Annotated in this window: 18 protein-coding genes; 12 read left to right on the top strand and 6 right to left on the bottom strand. The window is 41.0% G+C overall.

Annotation, left to right across the window (positions count from 1 at the left end; all coding sequences use genetic code 11):
• Nucleotides 1-310 precede the first annotated feature (310 nt).
• The 4 genes from FCI53_RS15090 (at nt 311) to galU (ending at nt 4,766) form a co-directional block, all read left to right on the top strand.
• Nucleotides 311-769, top strand: coding sequence for a hypothetical protein (locus tag FCI53_RS15090; RefSeq protein ID WP_138419885.1), 459 nt, complete (start codon nt 311-313; stop codon nt 767-769).
• Between the two features lie 320 nt (nt 770-1,089).
• On the top strand, nt 1,090-2,178 hold the full coding sequence (locus FCI53_RS15085; RefSeq protein ID WP_138419884.1) for a glycosyltransferase family 4 protein: 1,089 nt from the start codon (nt 1,090-1,092) through the stop codon (nt 2,176-2,178).
• 457 nt (nt 2,179-2,635) lie between these two features.
• Entirely contained in the window at nt 2,636-3,691 is a 1,056-nt protein-coding gene (locus FCI53_RS15080; protein WP_138419883.1) for a glycosyltransferase family 4 protein, read from the top strand.
• 190 nt (nt 3,692-3,881) lie between these two features.
• Nucleotides 3,882-4,766: a UTP--glucose-1-phosphate uridylyltransferase GalU gene (gene galU, locus FCI53_RS15075; RefSeq protein ID WP_138419882.1), complete on the top strand. Its 885-nt coding sequence runs from the start codon at nt 3,882-3,884 to the stop codon at nt 4,764-4,766.
• Nucleotides 4,767-5,537: 771 nt separating this feature from the next.
• Here the strand turns inward: galU and FCI53_RS22160 are convergent.
• The 6 genes from FCI53_RS22160 to csaB all read right to left on the bottom strand — a co-directional run bounded on the left by FCI53_RS22160 (nt 5,538) and on the right by csaB (nt 10,875).
• Nucleotides 5,538-5,843 carry a hypothetical protein gene (locus FCI53_RS22160; RefSeq protein WP_342774220.1) on the bottom strand — a complete coding sequence of 102 codons (306 nt, stop codon included), beginning with the start codon at nt 5,841-5,843 and terminating at the stop codon, nt 5,538-5,540.
• On the bottom strand, nt 5,828-6,127 hold the full coding sequence (locus FCI53_RS22155; protein WP_342774219.1) for a zeta toxin family protein: 300 nt from the start codon (nt 6,125-6,127) through the stop codon (nt 5,828-5,830). The genes FCI53_RS22160 and FCI53_RS22155 overlap by 16 nt, the downstream gene beginning before the upstream one ends.
• Entirely contained in the window at nt 6,127-6,321 is a 195-nt protein-coding gene (locus FCI53_RS15065; protein ID WP_138419881.1) for a hypothetical protein, read from the bottom strand. The genes FCI53_RS22155 and FCI53_RS15065 overlap by 1 nt, the downstream gene beginning before the upstream one ends.
• A gap of 719 nt (nt 6,322-7,040) precedes the next feature.
• On the bottom strand, nt 7,041-8,549 hold the full coding sequence (gene murJ / locus FCI53_RS15060; protein WP_138419880.1) for a murein biosynthesis integral membrane protein MurJ: 1,509 nt from the start codon (nt 8,547-8,549) through the stop codon (nt 7,041-7,043).
• Nucleotides 8,542-9,732 carry a glycosyltransferase family 4 protein gene (locus tag FCI53_RS15055; protein ID WP_138419879.1) on the bottom strand — a complete coding sequence of 397 codons (1,191 nt, stop codon included), beginning with the start codon at nt 9,730-9,732 and terminating at the stop codon, nt 8,542-8,544. The genes murJ and FCI53_RS15055 overlap by 8 nt, the downstream gene beginning before the upstream one ends.
• 18 nt (nt 9,733-9,750) lie before the next feature.
• Nucleotides 9,751-10,875, bottom strand: coding sequence for a polysaccharide pyruvyl transferase CsaB (gene csaB, locus FCI53_RS15050; protein ID WP_138419878.1), 1,125 nt, complete (start codon nt 10,873-10,875; stop codon nt 9,751-9,753).
• Between the two features lie 527 nt (nt 10,876-11,402).
• Between csaB and FCI53_RS15045 the strand changes: the two genes are divergently transcribed.
• The 8 genes from FCI53_RS15045 (at nt 11,403) to FCI53_RS15005 (ending at nt 22,077) form a co-directional block, all read left to right on the top strand.
• Complete coding sequence (locus FCI53_RS15045; RefSeq protein WP_171038204.1) at nt 11,403-12,908, top strand: O-antigen ligase family protein; 1,506 nt, start codon at nt 11,403-11,405, stop codon at nt 12,906-12,908.
• Between the two features lie 36 nt (nt 12,909-12,944).
• Entirely contained in the window at nt 12,945-13,844 is a 900-nt protein-coding gene (locus FCI53_RS15040; protein ID WP_171038203.1) for a PIG-L deacetylase family protein, read from the top strand.
• Nucleotides 13,841-14,962, top strand: a complete 1,122-nt coding sequence (locus FCI53_RS15035; protein ID WP_138419875.1) for a glycosyltransferase — start codon at nt 13,841-13,843, stop codon at nt 14,960-14,962. Before FCI53_RS15040 ends, FCI53_RS15035 begins: the two co-directional genes overlap by 4 nt.
• Complete coding sequence (gene pssD / locus FCI53_RS15030) at nt 14,937-15,422, top strand: PssD/Cps14F family polysaccharide biosynthesis glycosyltransferase (RefSeq protein ID WP_138419874.1); 486 nt, start codon at nt 14,937-14,939, stop codon at nt 15,420-15,422. Before FCI53_RS15035 ends, pssD begins: the two co-directional genes overlap by 26 nt.
• On the top strand, nt 15,419-15,898 hold the full coding sequence (gene pssE, locus FCI53_RS15025) for a PssE/Cps14G family polysaccharide biosynthesis glycosyltransferase (protein ID WP_138419873.1): 480 nt from the start codon (nt 15,419-15,421) through the stop codon (nt 15,896-15,898). The genes pssD and pssE overlap by 4 nt, the downstream gene beginning before the upstream one ends.
• Nucleotides 15,899-16,565: 667 nt before the next feature.
• Nucleotides 16,566-18,071, top strand: a complete 1,506-nt coding sequence (locus FCI53_RS15020; protein ID WP_138419872.1) for an S-layer homology domain-containing protein — start codon at nt 16,566-16,568, stop codon at nt 18,069-18,071.
• 477 nt (nt 18,072-18,548) lie between these two features.
• A complete protein-coding gene (locus FCI53_RS15010; protein ID WP_138419870.1) occupies nt 18,549-21,470 on the top strand; it encodes an S-layer homology domain-containing protein in 2,922 nt (973 codons plus the stop codon).
• 154 nt (nt 21,471-21,624) lie between these two features.
• Nucleotides 21,625-22,077 (top strand): hypothetical protein, encoded by a 453-nt coding sequence (locus FCI53_RS15005; protein WP_138419869.1) that lies wholly within the window; start codon nt 21,625-21,627, stop codon nt 22,075-22,077.
• The last annotated feature ends 61 nt before the right edge of the window (nt 22,078-22,138 follow it).

Raw genomic sequence — 22,138 nt, 5'->3', positions numbered from 1 at the left:
GCACCAGAAAGAGCACTTCTTATGGAGAGGTGTTCTTTTTGGTGCGTCATTTTTCAATTGAAATACAAATCGCTGCTGGCTGGGGCTTATCCAATTCCGTAAAAACTGACATATATCCGTGGAAATGGGCTAAATATCCGTGAAAGTGCAATATATATCTGTAAAAATGAATGCTTATCCGTATTTCGATTCTCTATAACCTCCCCCATCTTCATCCAATTACAGTGATAGATTATCTACATGATACGACAATTTCATATAGCTAAGGAGTATCGATTCGGTTATAATAAATGCAAAAGGAGGTGAAAAAGTGAGTCAACAACAATTAGATCGAATTGAGAATATGTTAGCATCATTAATAAAAACTGTCGGCGGAGTAATGGAAGAGCAAACCTCAATGAAAGAAAACCAGGCTATTATGAAGAAAGATCAAGCCATCATGAAACAGGACCAAGCAACAATGAAGCAGGATATCGTCAAAATGAAAGAAGACCAAGCAACAATAAAGCAGGATATGATCGAGATGAAACAGGATCAGGCAACAATAAAACAAGATATTGTCAAAATGAATGAAGATCAAGCCATCATGCAACAGGATATTATTGAGATGAAACAAGGTATCGCCGAGATGAAAGAAGAAAATCAATCTCGACATCAAGAAGTAATCGGATCATTAAGCTTTGTGAAAGCAGACAATGAGCTCCTTTGGGAAAAATCTACTAAACATGAGCGCGAAATAGGACTCCTAAAAAAACTACACGAAAATTAACCTACAACAGACATGCTTTCCGAACATTTACATTCCCTTAATAGTAAAGTGGGACAGGTTTATTGTCCCACTTTTGCCCTTGGTGTGGCGTTAGGCCATTCCCGTACGCATGAAAAAGAGCACTTCTCACGAAGAAGTGCTCTTTTTTCATGTGTGTCGTGATCCAATCTGCTAAAATAAACTGTATATCCGCAACTCCCATTTCCCACCCAACAATCAGAACCGAGCAACATCATACCTCCAGCAAAAAAATTATAAACATAACATCCGCTCAAATGGTAAACAATAAACAGACAAACTCACATTTAAGTAGGGATAGTATGTTTAGTACAACAGAACTGCTGATAGCATTTTTTATTTCCTTCATTACAACACTATTACTCGTTTATCCAGTTAGAAAAATAGCAATCAAGCTGGGGATAATGGATGCCCCTGATTATCGAAAAATCCATAAAGTTGTGACACCGCGATTAGGTGGACTTGCCATATTTTTAGGCGCACTGACTGGTGCGATTTATCTTGGACCAAACCATGACTATTTACTTGAAATCACGATTGGGGCGATTGTTATTGTGGTGACTGGGTTGTTGGATGATAAATATCAACTACGCCCTGTTGTTAAGTTACTAGGCCAGTTGCTTGCTGCTGGTTGTTTACTTTATGGGGGATTAATCATTGAGCGAATTAATGTCCCATTACTTGGTTTGGTGGAGCTTAATACGACTGTTAGTATTTTGATCACAACACTTTGGATTATTGGCATTGCAAATGCGATCAATTTAATTGATGGGTTGGATGGATTAGCATCAGGAATTTCTGCGATTGCGCTAACTAGTATTTTGATCATGGCAATTGCCGATCAACGTGTTGTCGTTATTTATCTTTGTGTGATTTTAATCGGAAGTAATATTGGTTTTTTATTTCATAACTTTCACCCGGCTAAAATTTATATGGGGGATACTGGATCGATGTTCTTAGGTTATATGATTGCCGTGATTTCCATCCTCGGTCTGTTTAAAAATGTGACCCTGTTTAGTTTTGTGATACCGGTCATTGTACTCGCTATCCCCATTTTTGATACATTGTTTTCCATTATAAGAAGAGCGAATAAAGGAACCGGGATTATGATGCCAGATAAGCAACATTTGCATCATCAATTGCTTGCTGCGGGCCTCAGTCATCGTAACACCGTTCTTTTATTATATGGGTTTAGTATGACGTTTGGCGTGTTAGCAATCCTTTTTTCCGGTGCATCGATCGGGCTTTCCTTGATCATTACCTTGATTGTGCTATTTTTACTACAGATGTTTGCTGAATTCGTTGGGATTGTTGGAAAAGGAAAAATGCCAGTGCTACGCTATAGCAAACGACTGATCAAAAAGGTAACCAACCGATCGACTCAAAGTTAGAAAGTTGTTTTCTCTATGTTGAGAACAACTTTCTTTTTATTGTCCAAAAAACTGCGGCATAACCGCCGTCCTTACAATACCCCTTCATCTATTGCCAATTTAAAAATTATTACAGAATCATTTCCATTATTACGTGAATAGTAATTTTTACAACGACCAATCGAAGGCGTTGCCAATTACCGCGTCAGGCGAATTGTCCAGTTTGTGCAACCACATAAAAGCACGATTGCAAAAGGAACGTCATTAACATAATTCGGTTCGTTCCACGTTTTTCGACTTGATTTACGCTTGAAGTTTGTCGATTTGTAAAGAAATCGTAATCGTAACGGAACTTATAGACTATTGATTTTTTAAAAAGGTTTCATTATAATAAATCAGAATGCATTAGACGTAAAAAAATCTAAAAAACTTTTAAACTATTAAAACTAATAAATATCTCAATAATAGGGGGATAACGATGTCGTATATTGCTATGGCAGTTGCTTTTGTATTAGCGATTGTAATCACACCATTTGTAATTAAGTTTGCAATCAAAATTGGAGCAGTTGATCAACCAAATGATCGAAAAGTTCATAAAAAAATTATGCCTAGAATGGGCGGCTTAGCTATATATTTAAGCTTTGTCATAGGCTTTCTCATCTTTCTACCACAAACCATATCAGCGTGGCCAATCTTTGTTGGGGCATTCATCATTATTCTTACAGGATTTATTGATGATCTAAAAGAAATTAGTGCGAAAGCGAAGTTATCCGGGCAACTACTTGCAGCACTGGTAACCGTGCTTGGTGGCGTGCAAATTGATTTCGTAACATTGCCTTTTAACCTATTAGGTGGAAGAATCGAGTTTGGCTTTTTGGCAATTCCAATCACGATTTTATGGATTGTCGGCATCACAAACGCGATTAACTTGATCGACGGGTTAGATGGATTGGCAGCAGGTGTATCGTCGATTGCGTTGCTGACGATTTCAGGATTGGCGATTACAATGGGAGAACCATTGATTGCATTAGTTGGCTTCATCATGCTTGGAAGTACGTTAGGCTTCCTTGTGTTTAACTTCCACCCGGCCAAAATCTTTATGGGGGATACTGGTTCGCTATTTTTAGGTTACATGGTAAGTGTGCTTGCAACGATGGGCTTATTTAAAAACGTTGCTGTATTCTCACTAGTGGTACCAATCATTATTTTAGCGGTACCAATCATTGACACATTGTTTGCGATCATTCGCCGCATTGTTCACAACAAACCATTGTCGTCACCGGATAAATTACACTTACATCATTGCTTATTACGATTAGGGTTTAGTCATCGCCAAACCGTGATCATCATTTATGCATTAAGTGGGTTGTTCAGTGTTTCCGCGATTATCTTTACCGAAGCAACGATGTGGGGATCAACCATGCTCTTGATCACACTATTGGTCTTAGTTGAACTGATTGTGGAAGTAACAGGCTTAATCAGCGAACAATACCGCCCAATCTTAAAATTAATAGATGGCGGCAGAAAGAAATAACAAACCAACACAGTCTGTCCACCAAGGGCAGACTATTTTTTAGTGGGACAGGGACCGGGTGGGACATGGGGACAGGGCACTTGTCCCATTCTTAACTGGGACAACAAACCTGTCCCCCTGTCCCATTCTATGATAAACTATTTGTAAGTGGATTCTAGAATAGATGTATGGGATTAAAGGAGAGTAGCATATGCGAGTAAAGAAGGCGATTATTCCTGCTGCTGGTCTTGGTACACGTTTTTTGCCAGCGACCAAAGCGCAGCCGAAGGAAATGTTACCAATTGTTGATAAACCAACGATTCAATATATTGTTGAAGAAGCGGTCGCTTCCGGGATAGAAGATATTATTATCGTATCTGGTCGTGGTAAGCGCGCGATCGAGGACCACTTTGATATCTCTTATGAATTAGAAGAGACATTAGCGAAAAAAGGGAAAACAGAGCAACTTCAAGAAGTACGAGCTATTTCTGATTTGGCCAATATCCATTACATACGACAAAAGGAACCCAAAGGCTTAGGGCATGCAATCAGTGTTGCGAACCGTTTCATTGGCAACGAGCCATTTGCGGTGCTATTAGGTGATGACATCGTGCAGTCTGATGAGCTATGCTTGAAGCAATTAATCGATGTGTATGATCAGCAACAAGCATCGGTGATCGGTGTTCAGGAAGTGCCATATGATCAAGTTTCAAATTATGGGGTTATTAATCCGAAACAACCGGATGCCGACGGGCAAAAAACAAAGCAGGTGCAATCGCTTGTGGAGAAACCATCAAGAGATCAAGCGCCTTCCAACTTAGCGATTATGGGGCGCTACATACTGACGCCAGAAATCTTCCCGATCTTAGACAATCTGCCACCAGGAAAAGGGAATGAAATCCAGCTAACCGATGCAATTGAACAGTTAAATGCTACCCAACAAGTGTTTGCCTATAATTTTACCGGACGACGGTATGATATTGGTAATAAATTTGGCTTTGTCAAAGCAACCGTGGATTTTAGCTTGGAACGCGAGGATTTAAAAGAAGATCTTCTTGATTATATGGAAGGCATTGTGAAAAAATATAGACAGTAATACTCGGGGAATGCGCATCTTTAATGGTGCGCATTTTTTGCATCCTCAATCAGTACGCTCGAATGGAGAGTTGCGCGCTAGCTGATGGCAGATGCGCGCAAGTTCGAGTAGGATACGCGCAAGTTTGAGTGAGATGCGCGCAAGTTCGAGTGAGATGCGCGCAAGTTCGAGCCAGATGCGCGCAAGTTTGAGCCAGATACGCGCAAGTTTGAGCCAGATGCGCGCAAGTTTGAGCAGGATGCGCGCAAGTCTGAGTAAGATACGCGCAAGTCTGAGTCAGATACGCGCAAGTTCGAGTGAGATGCGCGCAAGTTCGAGCGGGATGCGCGCAAGTTCGAGCGGGATGCGCGCAAGTCCGAGTGAGATGCGCGCAAGTCGTAGCCGGAAACGCGCAAGTTTGAGCCAGATACGCGCAAGTCGTAGTAGGATGCGCGCAAGTGCGATCCGGATGCGCGCAAGTCGTAGTAGGATGCGCGCAAGTTCGAGCCGGAAACGCGCAAGTTCGAGTCAGATGCGCGCATGTCCCAGTATGCGCGTATCTGTAAAAAATTTGCGAAAACCCCACGCTATAACAATCAAGCTTTCATCATGATGTTATATGTATTCAAGATATTGCATTCCAACAATAGTTTATGGTTGCAGTAGCATAGAAGCATTAACAGATTATTACACTACTCTATATAAACATTTAGTTATTTTCGGATAGTTGTACTTTAACAGTAAAAAAACCGATTATATTAAAAAATCGGTTTTTATTATAATCATGGTTAATTATTTTTTTATGAATTGTTCCCATACTGGTAGTGCCCAATCAGGGATGCTACTTGATTCATAAGTAATGGTACCATTATTTATTTCGAGTACCCTATCACCATCATCTTTACTGTTATCAATTAAAACTAAATTATCAATGATGGATGCATAGTCATAAAGGTGTTGAAAAGAAGTATTGTTTCTTCTAATGATATCTTCTGTTGGGATGTGGTGACCACCGTTTCTAACCCGCATGGCAACCCGTTCAATATTTTGGTTGACATCACTGAGTGCAACGTAGAACATGGTTACTTCATAGCCCATCTTTCTGGCCTTTTGTATTGCCTGATCGCATTTTTACCGGCAAGTGTAGTCTCGATGGAAAAATCTTTTCCTTCTTTGATATACGTATGCACCGATTTAATGACTTCTTTTCCTGCAGTAACTCTGTAAGATTCCGGGTGATTAGGATTGATTCTTCGAGCGATCGCATCGGGGTCAATATTAATATCAACCCCCATTTTATCAACGATTAAATTACGTAACGTACTTTTCCCACTTCCATTATTCCCCGCAAACACAAAGAATATCGGTCGATGTGTGTGCATTAGGATTCACCCTTCTGATCAAACGGGACAATATCTCCATTGGGAAACTCCTTGACCAGTTTTCCGTTTTTCTCATAGACAATATAGGTGTTGTTTACTTTTGCGTCAATTCTTGCACGTTCACCGGTCATTTTCGCCCATTTTCCAACCCAAGCGTATTTGCTTTTGGATTCGTTGTTTTGTTGTTCTAACATAAAACCACCACCTTTCTTCATATTATATCAGATTATAACAAGTAGATAATAAGATGTACCTCTTTCCATAGTAGCATTTAATAATACGGATATATGTGTCCGAATCTTACGTCAGTATAGTTCATGTTTCTAGTCAGTATATGTATACAGATACTTTCTATTTATCAGTGTTATTGGGGGGAGTAACAGCAATAATTACCAGTTGTTGTTGTGTATAGGAATAATAATCTGGCCACAAACACTTACAGAAATATGTAAATAAGAATAAAAGAATTTCGTGACGGTTTTAGATTTCATCCGCAAAAATTAAGATGCAACCGCAACTCTCGATCTGCATCTTCAATCAGTACGCTCGAATGGAGAGTTGCGCGTAAGCTTATGGCAGATGCGCGCAAGTCCGATCAGGATACGCGCAAGTCCGAGTAAGATGCGCGCAAGTTCGAGCCAGATACGCGCAAGTTCGAGCCGGAAACGCGCAAGTTCGAGCCGGAAACGCGCAAGTCCGAGCGAGATACGCGCAAGTCCGAGTGAGATACGCGCAAGTTTGAGCGGGATACGCGCAAGTGCGAGCCAGATACGCGCAAGTGCGAGTAGGATACGCGCAAGTCCGCTAAAGTTGCGCGTATCCGCCCAAAAGTTACGCGCACCCACCCCAACCAAGCCCCCCCCACCCCACTCCAACCAAAAAAAGCGCACCCTCCAAGGATGCGCTTCATCAATTATTTCTTAACCAATCGAATTACATTATAAAAACTAGTCCGGTTCAATACATATGTTGCACCGACATAGAGCACAGCGCCTAGCGGTACAATGATGATGAGCTGCATGAGTGGTGCTAGCGCTGGAACCGGTGTGTAGCTGCGTAATAGGACCAGCGGGATGACCATGACTGCAGCGGACATGATTACTTTCCCGATTAGTAGGAACACTTTATTAAATTCGCCTTTGTCAAAGTTGCGGTATAACGAAAAGGCGCACATCGAGAAGTAATAGAATGATACTAACGAACTAGAAACCGCTAAGCCTGGGTAGCCAAACGGCTGTACCAATACGGCATTTAATATAATATTCAATAAGATCGTCGTGATGCTAATGCGGAAGATCGTCGCCACTTTTCCGAGCGAATACATCGCTTTGGCCACAATGAACTGCATCCCTTGCGTAATAATTAACGGCAAGTACATCAGCATTGCCAGGAATGTGTTCGCAGTGTCCTGGGACGTGAACGCGCCGCCTTCGTAGATCAAGGCTATCAAAGGTTGGCCAGCAACAATAAACCCAAATGAAATCGGCACGAGTAAAATCAAACTCAATTCAAGCCCACTGTAAACCGTTCGCTTAAATTTATCCAGATTGTCAGTCTGTTCCGACAGTAACGTAAAAATGATCACAGCTAGTGTCGTGGAAAAAATTTGCCCGGGAATATTGACGAGCAAGGAGGAGCTGTTTAAATAAGTGACCGCCCCCTCGGTCGTTCCTGAAGCAAAGATTTTATTAACAAACAAATTGACCTGACCAACGACCGCATTTAATAAAGCGGGAAATAATAAGGCAAGGAACTGCTTTCGATAAGTAGGTTCCATCTGTAAGGACGGTTGCCAGTGGAAATTCGTGCGCCACAGCATCACACCTTGCACGGTAATCCCTAAGATCGTTCCGACCACAAACCCATACGGTAAACTGAGAATGCCTAATTGGTCATCAAAGAATAACGCGAAAAACGCACTCATTAACGTTTGCGACAATCGCGCAATATGGGAAGGGACGAACACGCGCTTCGCCTGTAAAAACGACTCAAACATCCCGTTTAATGAAACAGCACTTAAAAATAGGGCAAACACACGCGTGGATTGCGTTGCAACAATTTCTGTTTGCCCACTAGCAGCTTGAAAAATAAACGATACAATTTGCCCAGCAAAGATAAAACAAATAATCGAAAACGCCAAGAACGCTAAAAACAGCCAGTTGATGACACTGCTGGCATTGCGATCGGATGCGGTTCCGTTTTTACTATCTTTCACATATAAAGGTAAAAATGCATTATTAAAACCGTTTGTAATCATGGCAACGACTAACGTTACAAACGTAAACGAAAGTAAATACCCATCGGTTTCTGCCGATGCACCGAATTGCCGGGCCATAATGCTTTCACGCAAAAAGCCCGACAACTTCGTGACAATCGATAAAAATGTAATAATCAGGGCGGTGCCAGCTAACTTTTTAGACATGTGCCTTCCTACGTTCATATAAAGATTGGTAAGCAGCTAAAAATTGATCAGCCGCAGCTAAGTGAGAATGCTCTGCCTCAATTTTTTCACGTGCATTTGCGGCGAGTTTTTCTCCCGTCTCCAAATCACCTAAGAGCTCGGTAATTGCTGTTTCCAATTGTTCCGGTTCTTCAGCGCGGACAAGCAGGCCGTGTACGTGGTCATCAATTAACTCTTTCAATCCACCAACAGCGCCAGCAATGACAGGGGTACCAAAGCCCATTGCCTCAAGTGCAGAAATCGAAGTTGCTTCCTCCACCCCTTTGGAATGGATGCTTGGCACGAGCACGATGTCTGATAAGGAATAGTACTCGCGCATCGTATCATGAGACACAGACCCTAACATCGTCACATTGTCTTGCACACCTAATTCATTTGCTAATCGCTCAATCGGTTGGCGTTCTTCCCCGTCACCAGCAAACAACAAGTGTGTATTCGGGAATTTTTCCAATACTTTCGGTAAAGCTTTCACCGGTTGAATCACACCATTTTTTCGTGTTAGACGACGCGGGATGAATAAAATATTGGCGTCTTGATCAATGTTGTATTTGCTGCGAAATGCTTCTTTCTTATCTTTACTTGGTGCAAAGTCGGTCACATTAATGAAGTTTTTAATCGCAATCGCATCGACATCTGCGCGTTCCTTCACATAATCTTTAATACGCTGGTCGACAGTTAGGACTTGCCCTGCGGATTGGTATGCGACCACTTCCATTCTGTGTAGGTGGTCTGCTTGCGGGCTGCCTTCTTCAACCGATCCTTTACTAATCATCTCAAACGCCATATATCCATGGGTTGTCATCACCGTTGGCACACCAGTTTTAACCGATGCTAACGTCGCATACGCATCTTGCGCGTTAATAATATCAACATCATGACTTTTTAAATAGTTTCTAATTTGGTCTAAAAGAAGTTTGCGTCGTGCTCGGCGGCTCCAAATAATGCCAGAACCTTTGACAAATTTATTCATCACAAAACTAGGTCCTCGAACCACTCCTAATTGAGCAGCCTTGCTTATGTCGGAAAAAGACAGGACATCGACCGTGTGTCCTTTTTCTTCTAGTCCAGCTTTTAACGTGTGGACGTGGGTAGACAAACCGCCTGTGTGAGGATAGTCAAAACTCGTCGTTAATAAAATATGCATAGTAAGTCCTCCAACTTTTTATCTTTCTTTCACAAAATGGTCTTTTAATAGGTCAATGTTACGTAACGCCTCTGCCCGTAGTGTTTCAAGAGACTTGGCTAAATTCGCTTTAAACGTTGCTTCGTTTTCCAAAATATGATGCGCATTATCTGCCAATTGTGCCGGGTCGATCTCATCAAGCGGGAACGAATAATCCCACAGCTCATTTCGTTTTAATAGACTTTCCACTTTCGGGTCATAACTAATCCCGATGTGTGGCACATTGCCAATCGTCGCAAAAATAAGGGCGTGCAGGCGCATCCCTACCACTAGTTTGGACGTGGCAATAAAGTTTAAATATTGGTTCGGGGTAAAATCTTCCTTTAAAATCGTACACTGTTCGGCATGCTTCATGCGCTTGACGACTTGTTCGGATGCACGCACGTCGTGTTTACCTTCCATCGGCACGAACACAGGGTACACCCCGTCTTGTTCGATCATGCGGTCCAAGCTGTCGGCAAAATTGTCGTAATGGTCCTCACGACCAAACCATGGACGGATCGAAACAGAAACGAGCTTATCTTTATTGTCTTTCCATTGTTGTGGCAAACTGTCAAAGCAACTCGTATCTTGTTTTTGTTGAAACGCAAACACAATATCAGAAGTGACCACTGTCTCTGGTCTAGTCACTTTCAATTTCTTTAACAATGATTTGGAATGCTCATCACGGACCGTAATCAAGTTCGCCATGTTGGCAATGCTAAGCATTAGTGATTTCCCGTATTTCGTATTGACGGGGCCAATCCCTTGTGAAAAAAACATCACTTTTGTGCGAGCAAGTTTTGCCATTAGCACAATAATTAAATAGTAGGGAAGTGGTCCAGAGATCACCTTAGTCGGGTACGTATCTTGTAGTAGCCCACCACCACCACTGATTAGCAGGTCGGATTCCCGTAACACTTGCCATTTGTCTTTATTTTCTTTGCGCCAACCTTTATAGACGGTTTTGACGTTATGGCGTTTCGCAGTTTGTTCAGGGTTCAATGTCAAAACCGTTATGTCTGGGGAATCTAAATGTTCCTTTAAATTATCAACAATCGCTTCTAAAATTGCTTCATCACCGGTATTTCCAGCACCATAGAAGCCTGAAAGTGTTATTTTCAATGTATAATCCACCCATTTCCATAAAATACGTGTTAAAAAACAGAGGCAACAGTCGACAAATGTGGACTTTTTCCACCTCTAAAAATCATTAATATCTTATCATCTTTAGGATATAAACACAATCTGCCTAGCGTTGGAGGGGGAATGTGGTTTTTACGAAATAATGGAGATTATTACGGGAATATGTTGTTTATTACGGAATTCTTTCATTATTTACGGAATTACGCTACCTTTTCACTGGATCCTCCGTCTCTTGGAGGTGCTGTCACCAGAGTGTATACTTAGGGGGGGCGGTGTGAGCGTTTCACGGAATTCGCCACAGTTTTCACGGTATCAACCCTCTGACCCAAAAGCCCCTACCACCCCTCTACATTAAATTTATGTAACAAACGATTACAAAACGTTAAAGTTAGCGTTCACCGTGCGGTCAAATGGGGACTGTCCGTCATCGATCCTTATTTGTCATCTCCCTTGTCCAATGCTATAATAATCTAGAATTTTTATTAAACTTAAGGATGGTACTTTGCATGCAGCACATAATAAAGGATAATACAACAATTTTGATTTCGATTCTGTTATTAGTGATTGGGGTGCTGTTCCCGCTTCGAATGGTGGCACTGGCAATCACAGCGATATTTTTTGTGATTGGATTACTACGACCGAAGCAAGCGATGCTACTGCTTGTCGTCTACATTCCAATACGGCCTTTATTAACCACCTATCAGGATGCATTAAAGGGCGTCAGTGATGCGATGATCTTTGGTGCACTTATTTCTGTGATCATTATTTATATCCTAAATGGAAACTGGAAAAAGCTCTTTCACTTTCGCCTATTCGAATGGGCATTTTTTGCCTATCTCGTCGTCGGGGCGATTTCAGCACTACTAACCGGGATTGAGCCGGTTGCGATCATTTTTCAATTCCGAGCTTTTCTTTTACTATATTTGATTTATTATATTGTGGTTCGGCTCGAGATTACGCGCGAAGATGTCAAAAAGTTCCTATGGCTCACATTTGGCATGATGATTCTGTTAATCATCCAAGGCTTGGCTGAAAAAATATCAGCACGAGAATGGTTGATGCCACTTGAATGGCAAGAAACAGAGTTGAATCACCGCAACAGATTACGTATCTATGGATTAATTAATAACCCGAATCAGTTAGCGATTTATATGGTGTTTGCGTTCATCACGACCATGTATTTACGTCGATTCATCAAGGAAAACTTGAGATGGTTGATCGACCTGTCACTTGTATTCGCTGCAGGGATCTTCTTCTTAACCGACTCGAAAGGGATGCTGTTAATTACAGCAGCACTTGTACTGATCTATGTAATCATGGTTCGAAACTGGCGAAAAATTCTTAATCTAGGATTGATTTTAGTCATCGCGCAATTGCTTGTCGTCGAACCTGTTCAATTTGTTTCTACGCAACCTGATTTTGGTTGGGAGACGATTCAACTATTATTCTCTGAAGATGGGATTAATCAATTAAGAGAAAGAGAAAGTGAAAATGAAAACAGTGTAAGCCAACCAGGCGGAAGTTTATCAGAGATTGTTAGACAAGAAGGCGGTGTTGGTTCATCTGCAGACCGAAGCGCAAACAGTGGCCGTCTCATGTTTATTAGGGGCGCGTTCGACAATCTCATGCAGCACCCACTGATTGGTACTGGCTTTGGAACGTATGGGGATTCTGCTACGAAAGCATATGGCTCCCCAATTGCTGAAGAGTATGGATTTAAAGAAGACTTTTATTCAGATGGACAATATACTCAAGTCATCGCCCAAACAGGAGTCATCGGTGTGCTTTTATTTGCGATCTTCTTGATTGGCATGCTGTATCTCGTATGGAAACAACGCGATAGCCATCCATTCACACAGTTAGGCATTTTAATCGTGCTATTTAGTTGGAGTGGCGGTGCGATTTATAATATTTGGGAAATGGATGTGTTCCCACTGTTCTTCTTTGTTCTGTTCGGTTTTATTATGGGGCAGCGCGACTTTGACACGTATTTGCCAAGAGAATCCGAATAGGAACCAAGCCACCTGTGCTTAAGAAAGGTGATCATGATGAAAAGACAACTGATTCGGTCAGCGCGACCGTTAATTACACCGTTAAATAAAACGATTCTTGCCAAGATGTACCAAGGCAATCAGTCGTTATATACCGACGTACCAAACCGGGTGCTCGTACTGGCGCCACATGTGGATGATGAAACGATCGGTGCTGGCGGTACATTGAAGGCGTGGAGTAAGCAAGGTACAGACATCCATGTCGCCTACATGACTGATGGGTCGAAAAGTAATTCCAACCTGCCAGCCGAAACGATTATGAAACAGCGTCGGGATGAAGCGATGAAGGTAAAACAGATTCTTGGCATTAATGAGATGCACTTCTTAGATTTTAAAGACCAAGAACTAGTGGCAAATGAACCGTTTATCGCAGCAATTGCGAATCTTATTAAAACCGTGAAACCTGATCTCATTTTGGTTCCGATTTATATTGATTGCCATCCCGACCATGTGGCAACGGCCAACACGTTAAAAGAAGCCGTCAAAAGGGAAGATTACCAAGGACAAATATGGTGTTATGAAATCAACTGCCCGATTGAGCCAGTCTACATCAATCGGGTCGTTGATGTTTCAGCAGTGCAAACGGAAAAAAATCAAGCGATTGAACAATTCACCTCACAAGCAATAGATTTTGACGGTTTTGTGGCATTATCGAACCATAAAACTTCCTTATTATACAGTACCGACAATGTCACTCATGTGGAAACTTTCCAAGCATTTGAGGCAGGGGAATTCGTTGCAGTATGTGAGGCGCTGGAACCATCGGCCAACTATGGCGAGATCTTTAAACAAGTCAACAAAACAGAAACATTGTTATGGGGACTGTTCCAAGCACGAAACAAAAAGCAACAATTTTACAAGCAGGCAAATCAGCGGGAAGCTGGTGACAAAGCGTGAACAAGCGAGTATTAGTGTTAAGTAATATGTACCCAACCAAGGATTATCCTACGTTCGGTATTTTTGTCAAAAAACAAGTCGAGCAACTAAAAGGGCGTGGCTGGCTGGCGTCGGTTGTGGCGATTCATGACCCACGCTCAGGAAAAGTCAATGTAGTGCGTAAATATTTGCTATGGATGTTCCAAGCCTTTTTACATGTGTTACTAAAGGGTAAACAGTACCAAGTCGTCCATGTTCATTACGTGTTCCCGGCTGGCATCTTTGGGTTAATGGCAAAAAAACTGTGGAAACGCCGGTTGATCGTCACCGTTCATGGTGGTGACATTGATAAAATGGCTCGAAAAAATGAGCGGATTTTCAACTGGACGAAACGGATTTTACATGAGGCTGATCATGTTATTTGTGTCGGCCATGGCTTGTACCAAGATTTGCGTGAAGACTTCGAAGTGGAAGCAGGTAAGCTTTCGATTATTTCGATGGGTGTGGATCAGCAAATTTTCAAGCCAAGAGACCCAGAAGCCATCAAGCAAAAGTTAAACGTCCAAGATCAAAAAGTGATCTTGTTTGTTGGAAACATTATTCGCGAAAAAGGGGTGCTAGAGCTTTTGGAGGCATTCCAAAACGTACACCAATCAGAACCAACAGCACGGCTTCACTTAGCTGGTACTCATAAACAAGCAGCCTTCCTAACCGAGGTCGAACAAAAACTGAGTGACCTGTCGATTGAAGATGCTGTTACCTTCCATGGGGTATTATCCCCTGAAGATGTAGCCGAATGGATGAACACCGCTGAGATGTTAGTGCTTCCGTCCTGGATGGAAGGCTTTGGGCTTGTGGCACTTGAAGCGATGAGTTCTGGCACGGTTGTCGTTGGCAGTGATGTCGGGGGCTTGTCAGTCCTGTTAAAGGATGAGTGTGGGATTCGAGTCCCGGTTAAAGATGCAGGAAAACTAGCTGAAGCAATGGAAAACGTGTTATCTGATGACGCGCAGGTGGCAACGATCCAGCAAAATGGATTGCGCCGTGCGAGTGAGCATAATAGTGAGGCCTTATTGGATAAGGTGATTGCGATATACAAGGGAGAATTGATTGATGAGCAACAAACAGAAACAAACTAAAAAGCTGTTATTGATTGCCTCTGTTGGTGGCCACTTGACGCAACTATTGGAGTTGAAGTCACTATTTGAACAGTATGACTATCATATTGTGACTGAATCAACGCCAGTGACGAAGCAGATGAAGGATAAATACCCGATGTCATTTTTAGTATATGGGGCAAGAAACAATCCAATCCGCTATATTTTCAAATTTAGTTTTAATATCATCAAGTCTGTCGGTTTGTTTTTACGCGAACGACCAGATATCGTGATTACAACCGGCGCCCATACCTCGGTGCCGATGTGTTACATTGCCAAGCTGTTTCGAAAAAAAGTGATCTTTATTGAAAGCTTTGCCAAATCAAAAAGCCCAACCTTATCAGGACGAATGGTGTACCCAATTGCCGATTTATTTGTCGTCCAGTGGGAGTCGATGAAGGAATTTTATCCGAACGCTGTCTATGGAGGGACGATCTATTGATACTCGTTACATTAGGAACGCATGAGATGCCATTTGACAGGTTACTTCAAGCGATCGAACAAGCAAAACAACAGCTTCAGTTGGATGAAGAGATCATCGTCCAATCTGGTAATACCAAATACAAAAGCGACGCAATGAAACTGATTCCGTTCGTTTCCTATGAGGAAATGTCAAAGTTATATGATGATGCCCGGTTGATCATTTGTCACGGTGGTACTGGATCAATCATAACTGGTTTGAAAAAAGATAAGCGCGTCATCGCAGCGGCACGTTTGAACAAATACGGCGAGCACAATGATGACCACCAACTCGAGATCATTAGCATCTTTACCGAAGCGGGCTATATCTTAGAGTGGAAAGAAGACGAATCGCTTGCTGATGTGATCGAGCAAGCGAGCACGTTTGAGCCGAAGAAGTTTGTATCGAAGAAAGAGCAGTTGTTGTCGGTGTTGGAGGATTTTATAGAGCAGGTATAGAGCTAAGAAGACTTTTACTAGTGATAGTGAAGGTCTTTTTTTTTTTTTGTCGCAATTTTAAGCTGTTTTCTAAAAAGATTGTTGTTTTTGGTGCTCCTTTTTAACTTTTTTACTAAGTTATCTTTTTCCTACTGTTAATTGAGTGGTACACAATCGCTTCGGTAGAATACTCCGCTTTCCATGGGCACGGCCTCAGCTAACTTGGTAAAGAAAACCACTTTACCAAGTGGATCTTCGGCTCGTGCTGTTACCATAGGAGTCTCCGTATTCTACCTACGCTGTATTGGTGTTCTGATTAACGTCACATAAAACACCTAAACAATAGCTGAATCTGAGCAAATTGTTATCTACGAGAAAAGGATCACGAATCAACCGAGAGCGAGACCTGTCACAGCAGATCCATGAAAAATCCCCTAGGCATCCTTCTACCAACCCATAATAAAACTAACAGACTACCCACCCTTCCGAAAAACAAAAACACGATTATTCCCCATGAAATAGACCCACTTATAACTAAAACTCCTAAATTCTACTATTATATAATATAAATCATCCAAGCTTATCCTCGCCGGTTATGTGTGATAAACTAGTAAATGTTGTTACTAGTTATCTAATAGAATGCGAGTATAATAGACAATAGGAATAGTAGAAGGGATGGGAGAAAAAGATGAGAAAAGTTAAGCCGTTACTAGTTGGATTGGTGTTAGCAATGGTTGCTTTTGCGCAAGTGGGTAGCGTAGCGGCAAGTGATGCGCAATCAGATAGTCACGAAAACCCACCGACTGCAGAAATCAACCAATTGTTAACAGAGGCAGCGATCGAACATGATGTTCCACCTGAGATTGTGAAAGCAATAGCGTGGCAAGAAAGTAGATGGCGTCAATTTGATTCAGATGGTAACCCATTATTAAATGCAAGTGAGGATGGTGGGATTGGCATCATGCAAGTGACGTTGTCAGACAGTTATTTTGATGACAACCCTGAAGAAAAAGACAAGTTAAGCTATGATATCGACTATAATATCGAAATAGGGATTGATATTCTGCTAGAGAAGTGGGAACTAGCGAATAAAACCTATGCAGAAACGGCACTACCTGTCATCAATGATGGCTCAAAGGAAAAGTTAGAAAACTGGTATTTTGCGGTGATGGCCTATAATGGTAGATCAGAGATCAATGACCCAACATTAGACGAACAAGTACGAGAAGAAAAATACGGCCATACGATCTCAGATGAATATGGTGCAGAAACCTATCAAGACAAGGTGTATCGTCATATTGAACAAAATAGTTTTACGACAGTCCCGTTAGTTAAGCCAAGTCAGCTTGATCTAGAATACAAACCAGACAGCTCGCTAATCTATTTTAACAATAAACTCCATTACAATATAGATGCTTCACCGGTGAAATCCCATCAAGTATACGAACAGGGAGATACGATTGTAACGACTGGTAATGTTAATCTTCGTGATGCTCCTGATGGTGAGGTGATCCGAGAACAACCACTACCTGAAGGTGAACTCCTTCAACTAACAGGGGAAATGGAATATCCATCCTCCCAATATAATCACTTTGTTTGGTATCCGATTGAGACAGAAGATGGGGAAGCGGGCTATGTCGCTTCTAGCTATGTTGATCTGATCCGTTTTAATGACTTTCATGCTTATTCCCCTAATCATCGTGGGTTAGAGGAAGTCAATCAACTTGTGGATCAAGGCATTATTGGCGGTTTTAATGACGATACCTTCCGTCCGAAACAAACATTAACACGCGTGCAAGCAGCGCTCATGTTTGTTCGAGCATTAGAACTCCCAACACCAGATGTGGATGACACTGGTTTTGCAGATGTTCAGGTAGGGGAAGACTTCTATCGTGAAATTGCAGCTGCAAAAGAAGCGGGGATTTTCCGTGGTGCAGGCGGTGAATTTAATCGTTCGGAAAAATTAACACGTAGCGAAATGGCCGCTGTACTTGCACGTGCATTCAAGATTAGCGGAGAGTCCGATAAACAGTTTACTGATATACCGAAAGGACATCAATTTGAAGCGGCAATCCAAGCGCTTTATGCCAATGATATTACAAAAGGGATCAATCAATCTGAATTTGGCTTCCACGATCCAATTACAAGACAAGACTTTTCAATTCTGATGTATAAAACAATCGATGCAAAATAAACAGCGAAAAACTGGAAGAGGCTCTATGGCCCTTCCAGTTTTTTATTTATCCCGCATGCCCCTATTTCAATCTACGAGGTAACACCAAATAAGGTAAGTTGAGATCAGCTGCCAGTAAATGTCCGATTAACAATCAGTGGGTTTGAAAGCCCCCCCATTGATAGAAGTTTCACTTTATTAAAAAAAGGAGTTCTAGATTGAAAATAGTGTACATAAGATTTGAAGGTTCATAGAATTTTAATAATTGATTGGGTGGTGGAAGTTTGTTACAATAGTACTAGCATTTTGGATAATTTTACCAATTACCAAATATGGAATTATTTGTCTAATCTAGTTGACTATTACCAGGATGTTTAATATACTAATCCTTGTAATGATAAACATCTAGTAATCCAACTATTACTTTAGGAAACTATTATACATAGTTTTAAATATATTCCTAAATGTATAGTCAAAATAAGGGAGGAAATTTAAATAATGGGTGAGCAAAAAAAGAACAACCGTAAAGTTTTTGCAACAACATTAACAGCTGCAGTAGCTGGTGCAGCTATAGTACCTGCAGCGGTATCTGCTGCGGATACTAACCTAACTGATGTAGCAGGTACTGAATTCGAAGCAGAAATCAGTTTCTTGGCATCTCAAGATATCATTGGCGGATTCCCTGACGACACATTCCGTCCAAAAGAAGAAGTAACACGTGCACAGTCAGCGAAGTACCTTGCAAACGCACTAGGACTTGAAGCTGACGGTGTTGAAGATTATGCAGACGTAACTCCTGTAAACTCTCCGACATTCTATGAGCACATTGATGCTGTATCAGACATTTTCGGTGGAGATTTCGATGGTAACTTCAACGCTAATGATAACCTAACTCGTGAAGCTGCTGCTGCAACGATCGTTAGAGCGTTCGGCTTAAATGGTGGCGTTGAGACTTCTTTTGAAGATCTTCAAGGTACACTAAAAGCGGAAGTTGAAACTGCTTACGCAAACGGAATCGTTAATGGTTATAGCGATACTACTTTCGCACCAAAAGATAACGTAACACGCGGTGAATTAGCTGCAATGATCTATCGTGCTCTAGAAGCTACTGATCAAATCAGCTACGAGCCAGCTGTTGATGAAGTAAGTGCTTCTAACAACAAGCAAGTTGAATTAACTCTATCTGGTGATGTAGATCTTGACGCTGTTGAAGATGTGGACAACTACATTCTTGAAGATGAAGATGGAGAAGAATTAGATATTTCTGTTGACGTTGTAGAAAGTGACGTACAAGTAGCTTCAGTTAATTCTCAAGTAAAAGTTGTTGTTACAATTGACGATAATGAAAAAGTAGCAAACAACCAAGATGTATACACTTTAACTGTTGATGAAGTTGTAACTGGTGAAGAAGTGGTTGAAGAAGTTGAATTCTTCGATACTACTATTCCAGAAGTTACTGGTGCAGAAGTTGCTGGTAAAGATACAATTAAAGTTAAATTCAGTGAACCACTTGATGTTTATTATGATGAAGATAGTAGTTCATTCAAAAACCAAGCTGGTGAAACTGTAGACTTAAAAGATGCATTTGAAGTAGATGGTGGAGACTACTACATTGAATCTGTAGAAGTATTAAACAATGGTACAGAGGTTAACGTTACTACTTACGCTGATCTTGAAGAAGGACCAGTTGATATTTCTGTAGATAGTTCACTAGAAGATTATGCTGGATACAACGTTAAGGCAACTACTGAAACTCTAAATGTTGTAGTTGATGAAGATGCTCCAGAAGTAGTTGGATACAAAGATGCTTCTCCAAGAAGTGTAACATTAGTATTCGATGAAGATATCGATATCGATGAAAATGATATAGATGCTGATGAGTTCTATCATACAAACTCTAACAACCCAGCTGTTGACTATGAACTTGATGGTAATGAACTAACATTAACTTTTGTGGACGATGATAATGACAATGAACTTCCACAAGGTACAGCATACGTTTACCTACCAGGTGAAGCTATTGTTGACCTTTGGGGTAACGATATCAAAAATCAAACAACTGTAGAAGTAGAAGTAACTGTTGATGAAGAAGCTCCAGTACTTGAAGAAATTGATGCTTCTGAATCAGAAGTAGAGCTAACATTCTCTGAAGATGTTAAAGCTGACAGAGATAACTTCACTATCCTTGATGAAGATGGCGAAGAAACTGACCTTGCTGGTTCAATCGATGTAGATGGCGATGTTGTAACAATTAACGCTACTGATGATTTAGTAGGAGATTATACTATTGTAGTTGATGGCGTAGAAGACTTAGCAGGTAACGAAATTGATAAAACAACTAAAGACTTCGCTGTTGCAGATGAGAATGCTCCTAATTTAACTGCAGATGCTACATCTAAATTCTATGAGGGCACTGATGAGCATAAGTTAGTAGTAAGATACCCTGAAAAGATGTCTACTACTGGTGAATACTCAATTGCTGACTTAGAAAAGTATGTAATTGTTGATACTACCGATGAAGATAAAGCTTATGATTTATCGGATGTAGATGGAACTGAAATTAAAACTCTAGATGATTCATCAGTAGAAATCACTATTCTTGATGAAGAGTGGGATGGTTCAACTAACTATGATGATTTAGAACTATATGTTGGACGTGTAGCTGATGATTCAGGTAATAAAACTGGTCTTCAATCCGAAGTAGATGTTGCTGGCGAAGATGTTGTTGAGTTTGACGAAATCTATGCAACAGATACTAACACTGTAGTCGCTGTACTTAAAGATCGTCTAGATGAATTTGATAAAGATGATTTTGAATTCAACGGCTTAAATGAAAGTGCAGATATTGAGAAAGTATCTACTAGCTTGAATTCAGCTGGTAACACAGTATTAACATTCGAACTTTCTGACGATGCTCTACCTGCCGACTTAGACAGTGTTCAACTTGAGGTCGTAGACGAAAATTCTGTTAATGAATACGGTGAAGAAGTTGACCAAGGTACACATGATGTAGAAGACCGCATTGCACCAGAAGTATATGATGAAGATGCTGATAGTAACACCCCTAACTTAGTTAATGAAACAGGTAATGTAAGTGAGATTGAATTAACATTTACAGAAGCTGTAGTAGCATCAAACGAAGGGGCTGCAGCAACTTACTTTACTGTTGTTGATGCTGACGGCGAAAAACTAGAACTAGCTTCTGACTTTGATACTACAAATCCAAGCGAAGGTGAGTTCAGTGTAGTATTCAGTGAAAGTGCATCAAGTACTGTAACTGTTTATGTGTATGGTGCTGACCATGAAGATGGAGATGAAATCGAAATCGACTTCACTTCAAACAAATACTTCACAGATGATTCTGATGAAGCGAACGAAGTTAAAGAATTTGGTGTAACAGTTGATGTTTACCAAGACTAATTAATAAAAAGAGTGGGCCTCGTGCTCACTCTTTTTTTGGTTATATTCAAATGAAAGTAATTTCCGCTCCAATTCATTATCCTACCCTTTCATCTTCCAATAAAATAAGATATTATATAATAGTAATGGACTACTATATTGGAGGTTAATATAGATGTTAAAGAATTTATACATACTACTAACTACAGTTTTTCTATTATTCTTGCTAACTGCTTGTAACAACTCGGATGATGAGAAGTTATTAGGTGAGGAAGGAAAAGAAGAATCTAACTTTAATATCACCTTTGGCGAAAAAGTTAACGATACAGAAGTCCAAGCCAGAAACCTATTCACCATAGGCGAAACCCCGTACTTCGTTGTGAATGCAAAAGAGACTCAAACAGCCGAAGATATTAAGATCCAACTAAGCAAAAACGAAGGGGAAGATTGGGAAGTCCTAACGGAAGCTCCATACGACCTTCAGGGTGAATGGAAACAATTCATGAATGGTCTTCCAGCTCAAACATTTGAACAATTAGGTTCTGGAGCATACAGATTAACAGTGCTTGAAGGCGATGAAGAACTGGTATCTGGAGACTTTGTATTTGAAGAACAAGAGGAAGAATAACAGACACATGTTGCCTTTTACAGGAAATGCTGTAAAAGGTATTTTTTTGTACATTGAAATG

This window comes from Aquibacillus sediminis, from assembly GCF_005870085.1.
GTDB lineage: Bacteria > Bacillota > Bacilli > Bacillales > Amphibacillaceae > Aquibacillus_E > Aquibacillus_E sediminis.
The sequence above is the reverse complement of the archived record's forward strand: the minus strand, read 5'-3'. Positions and strand labels throughout refer to the sequence as shown.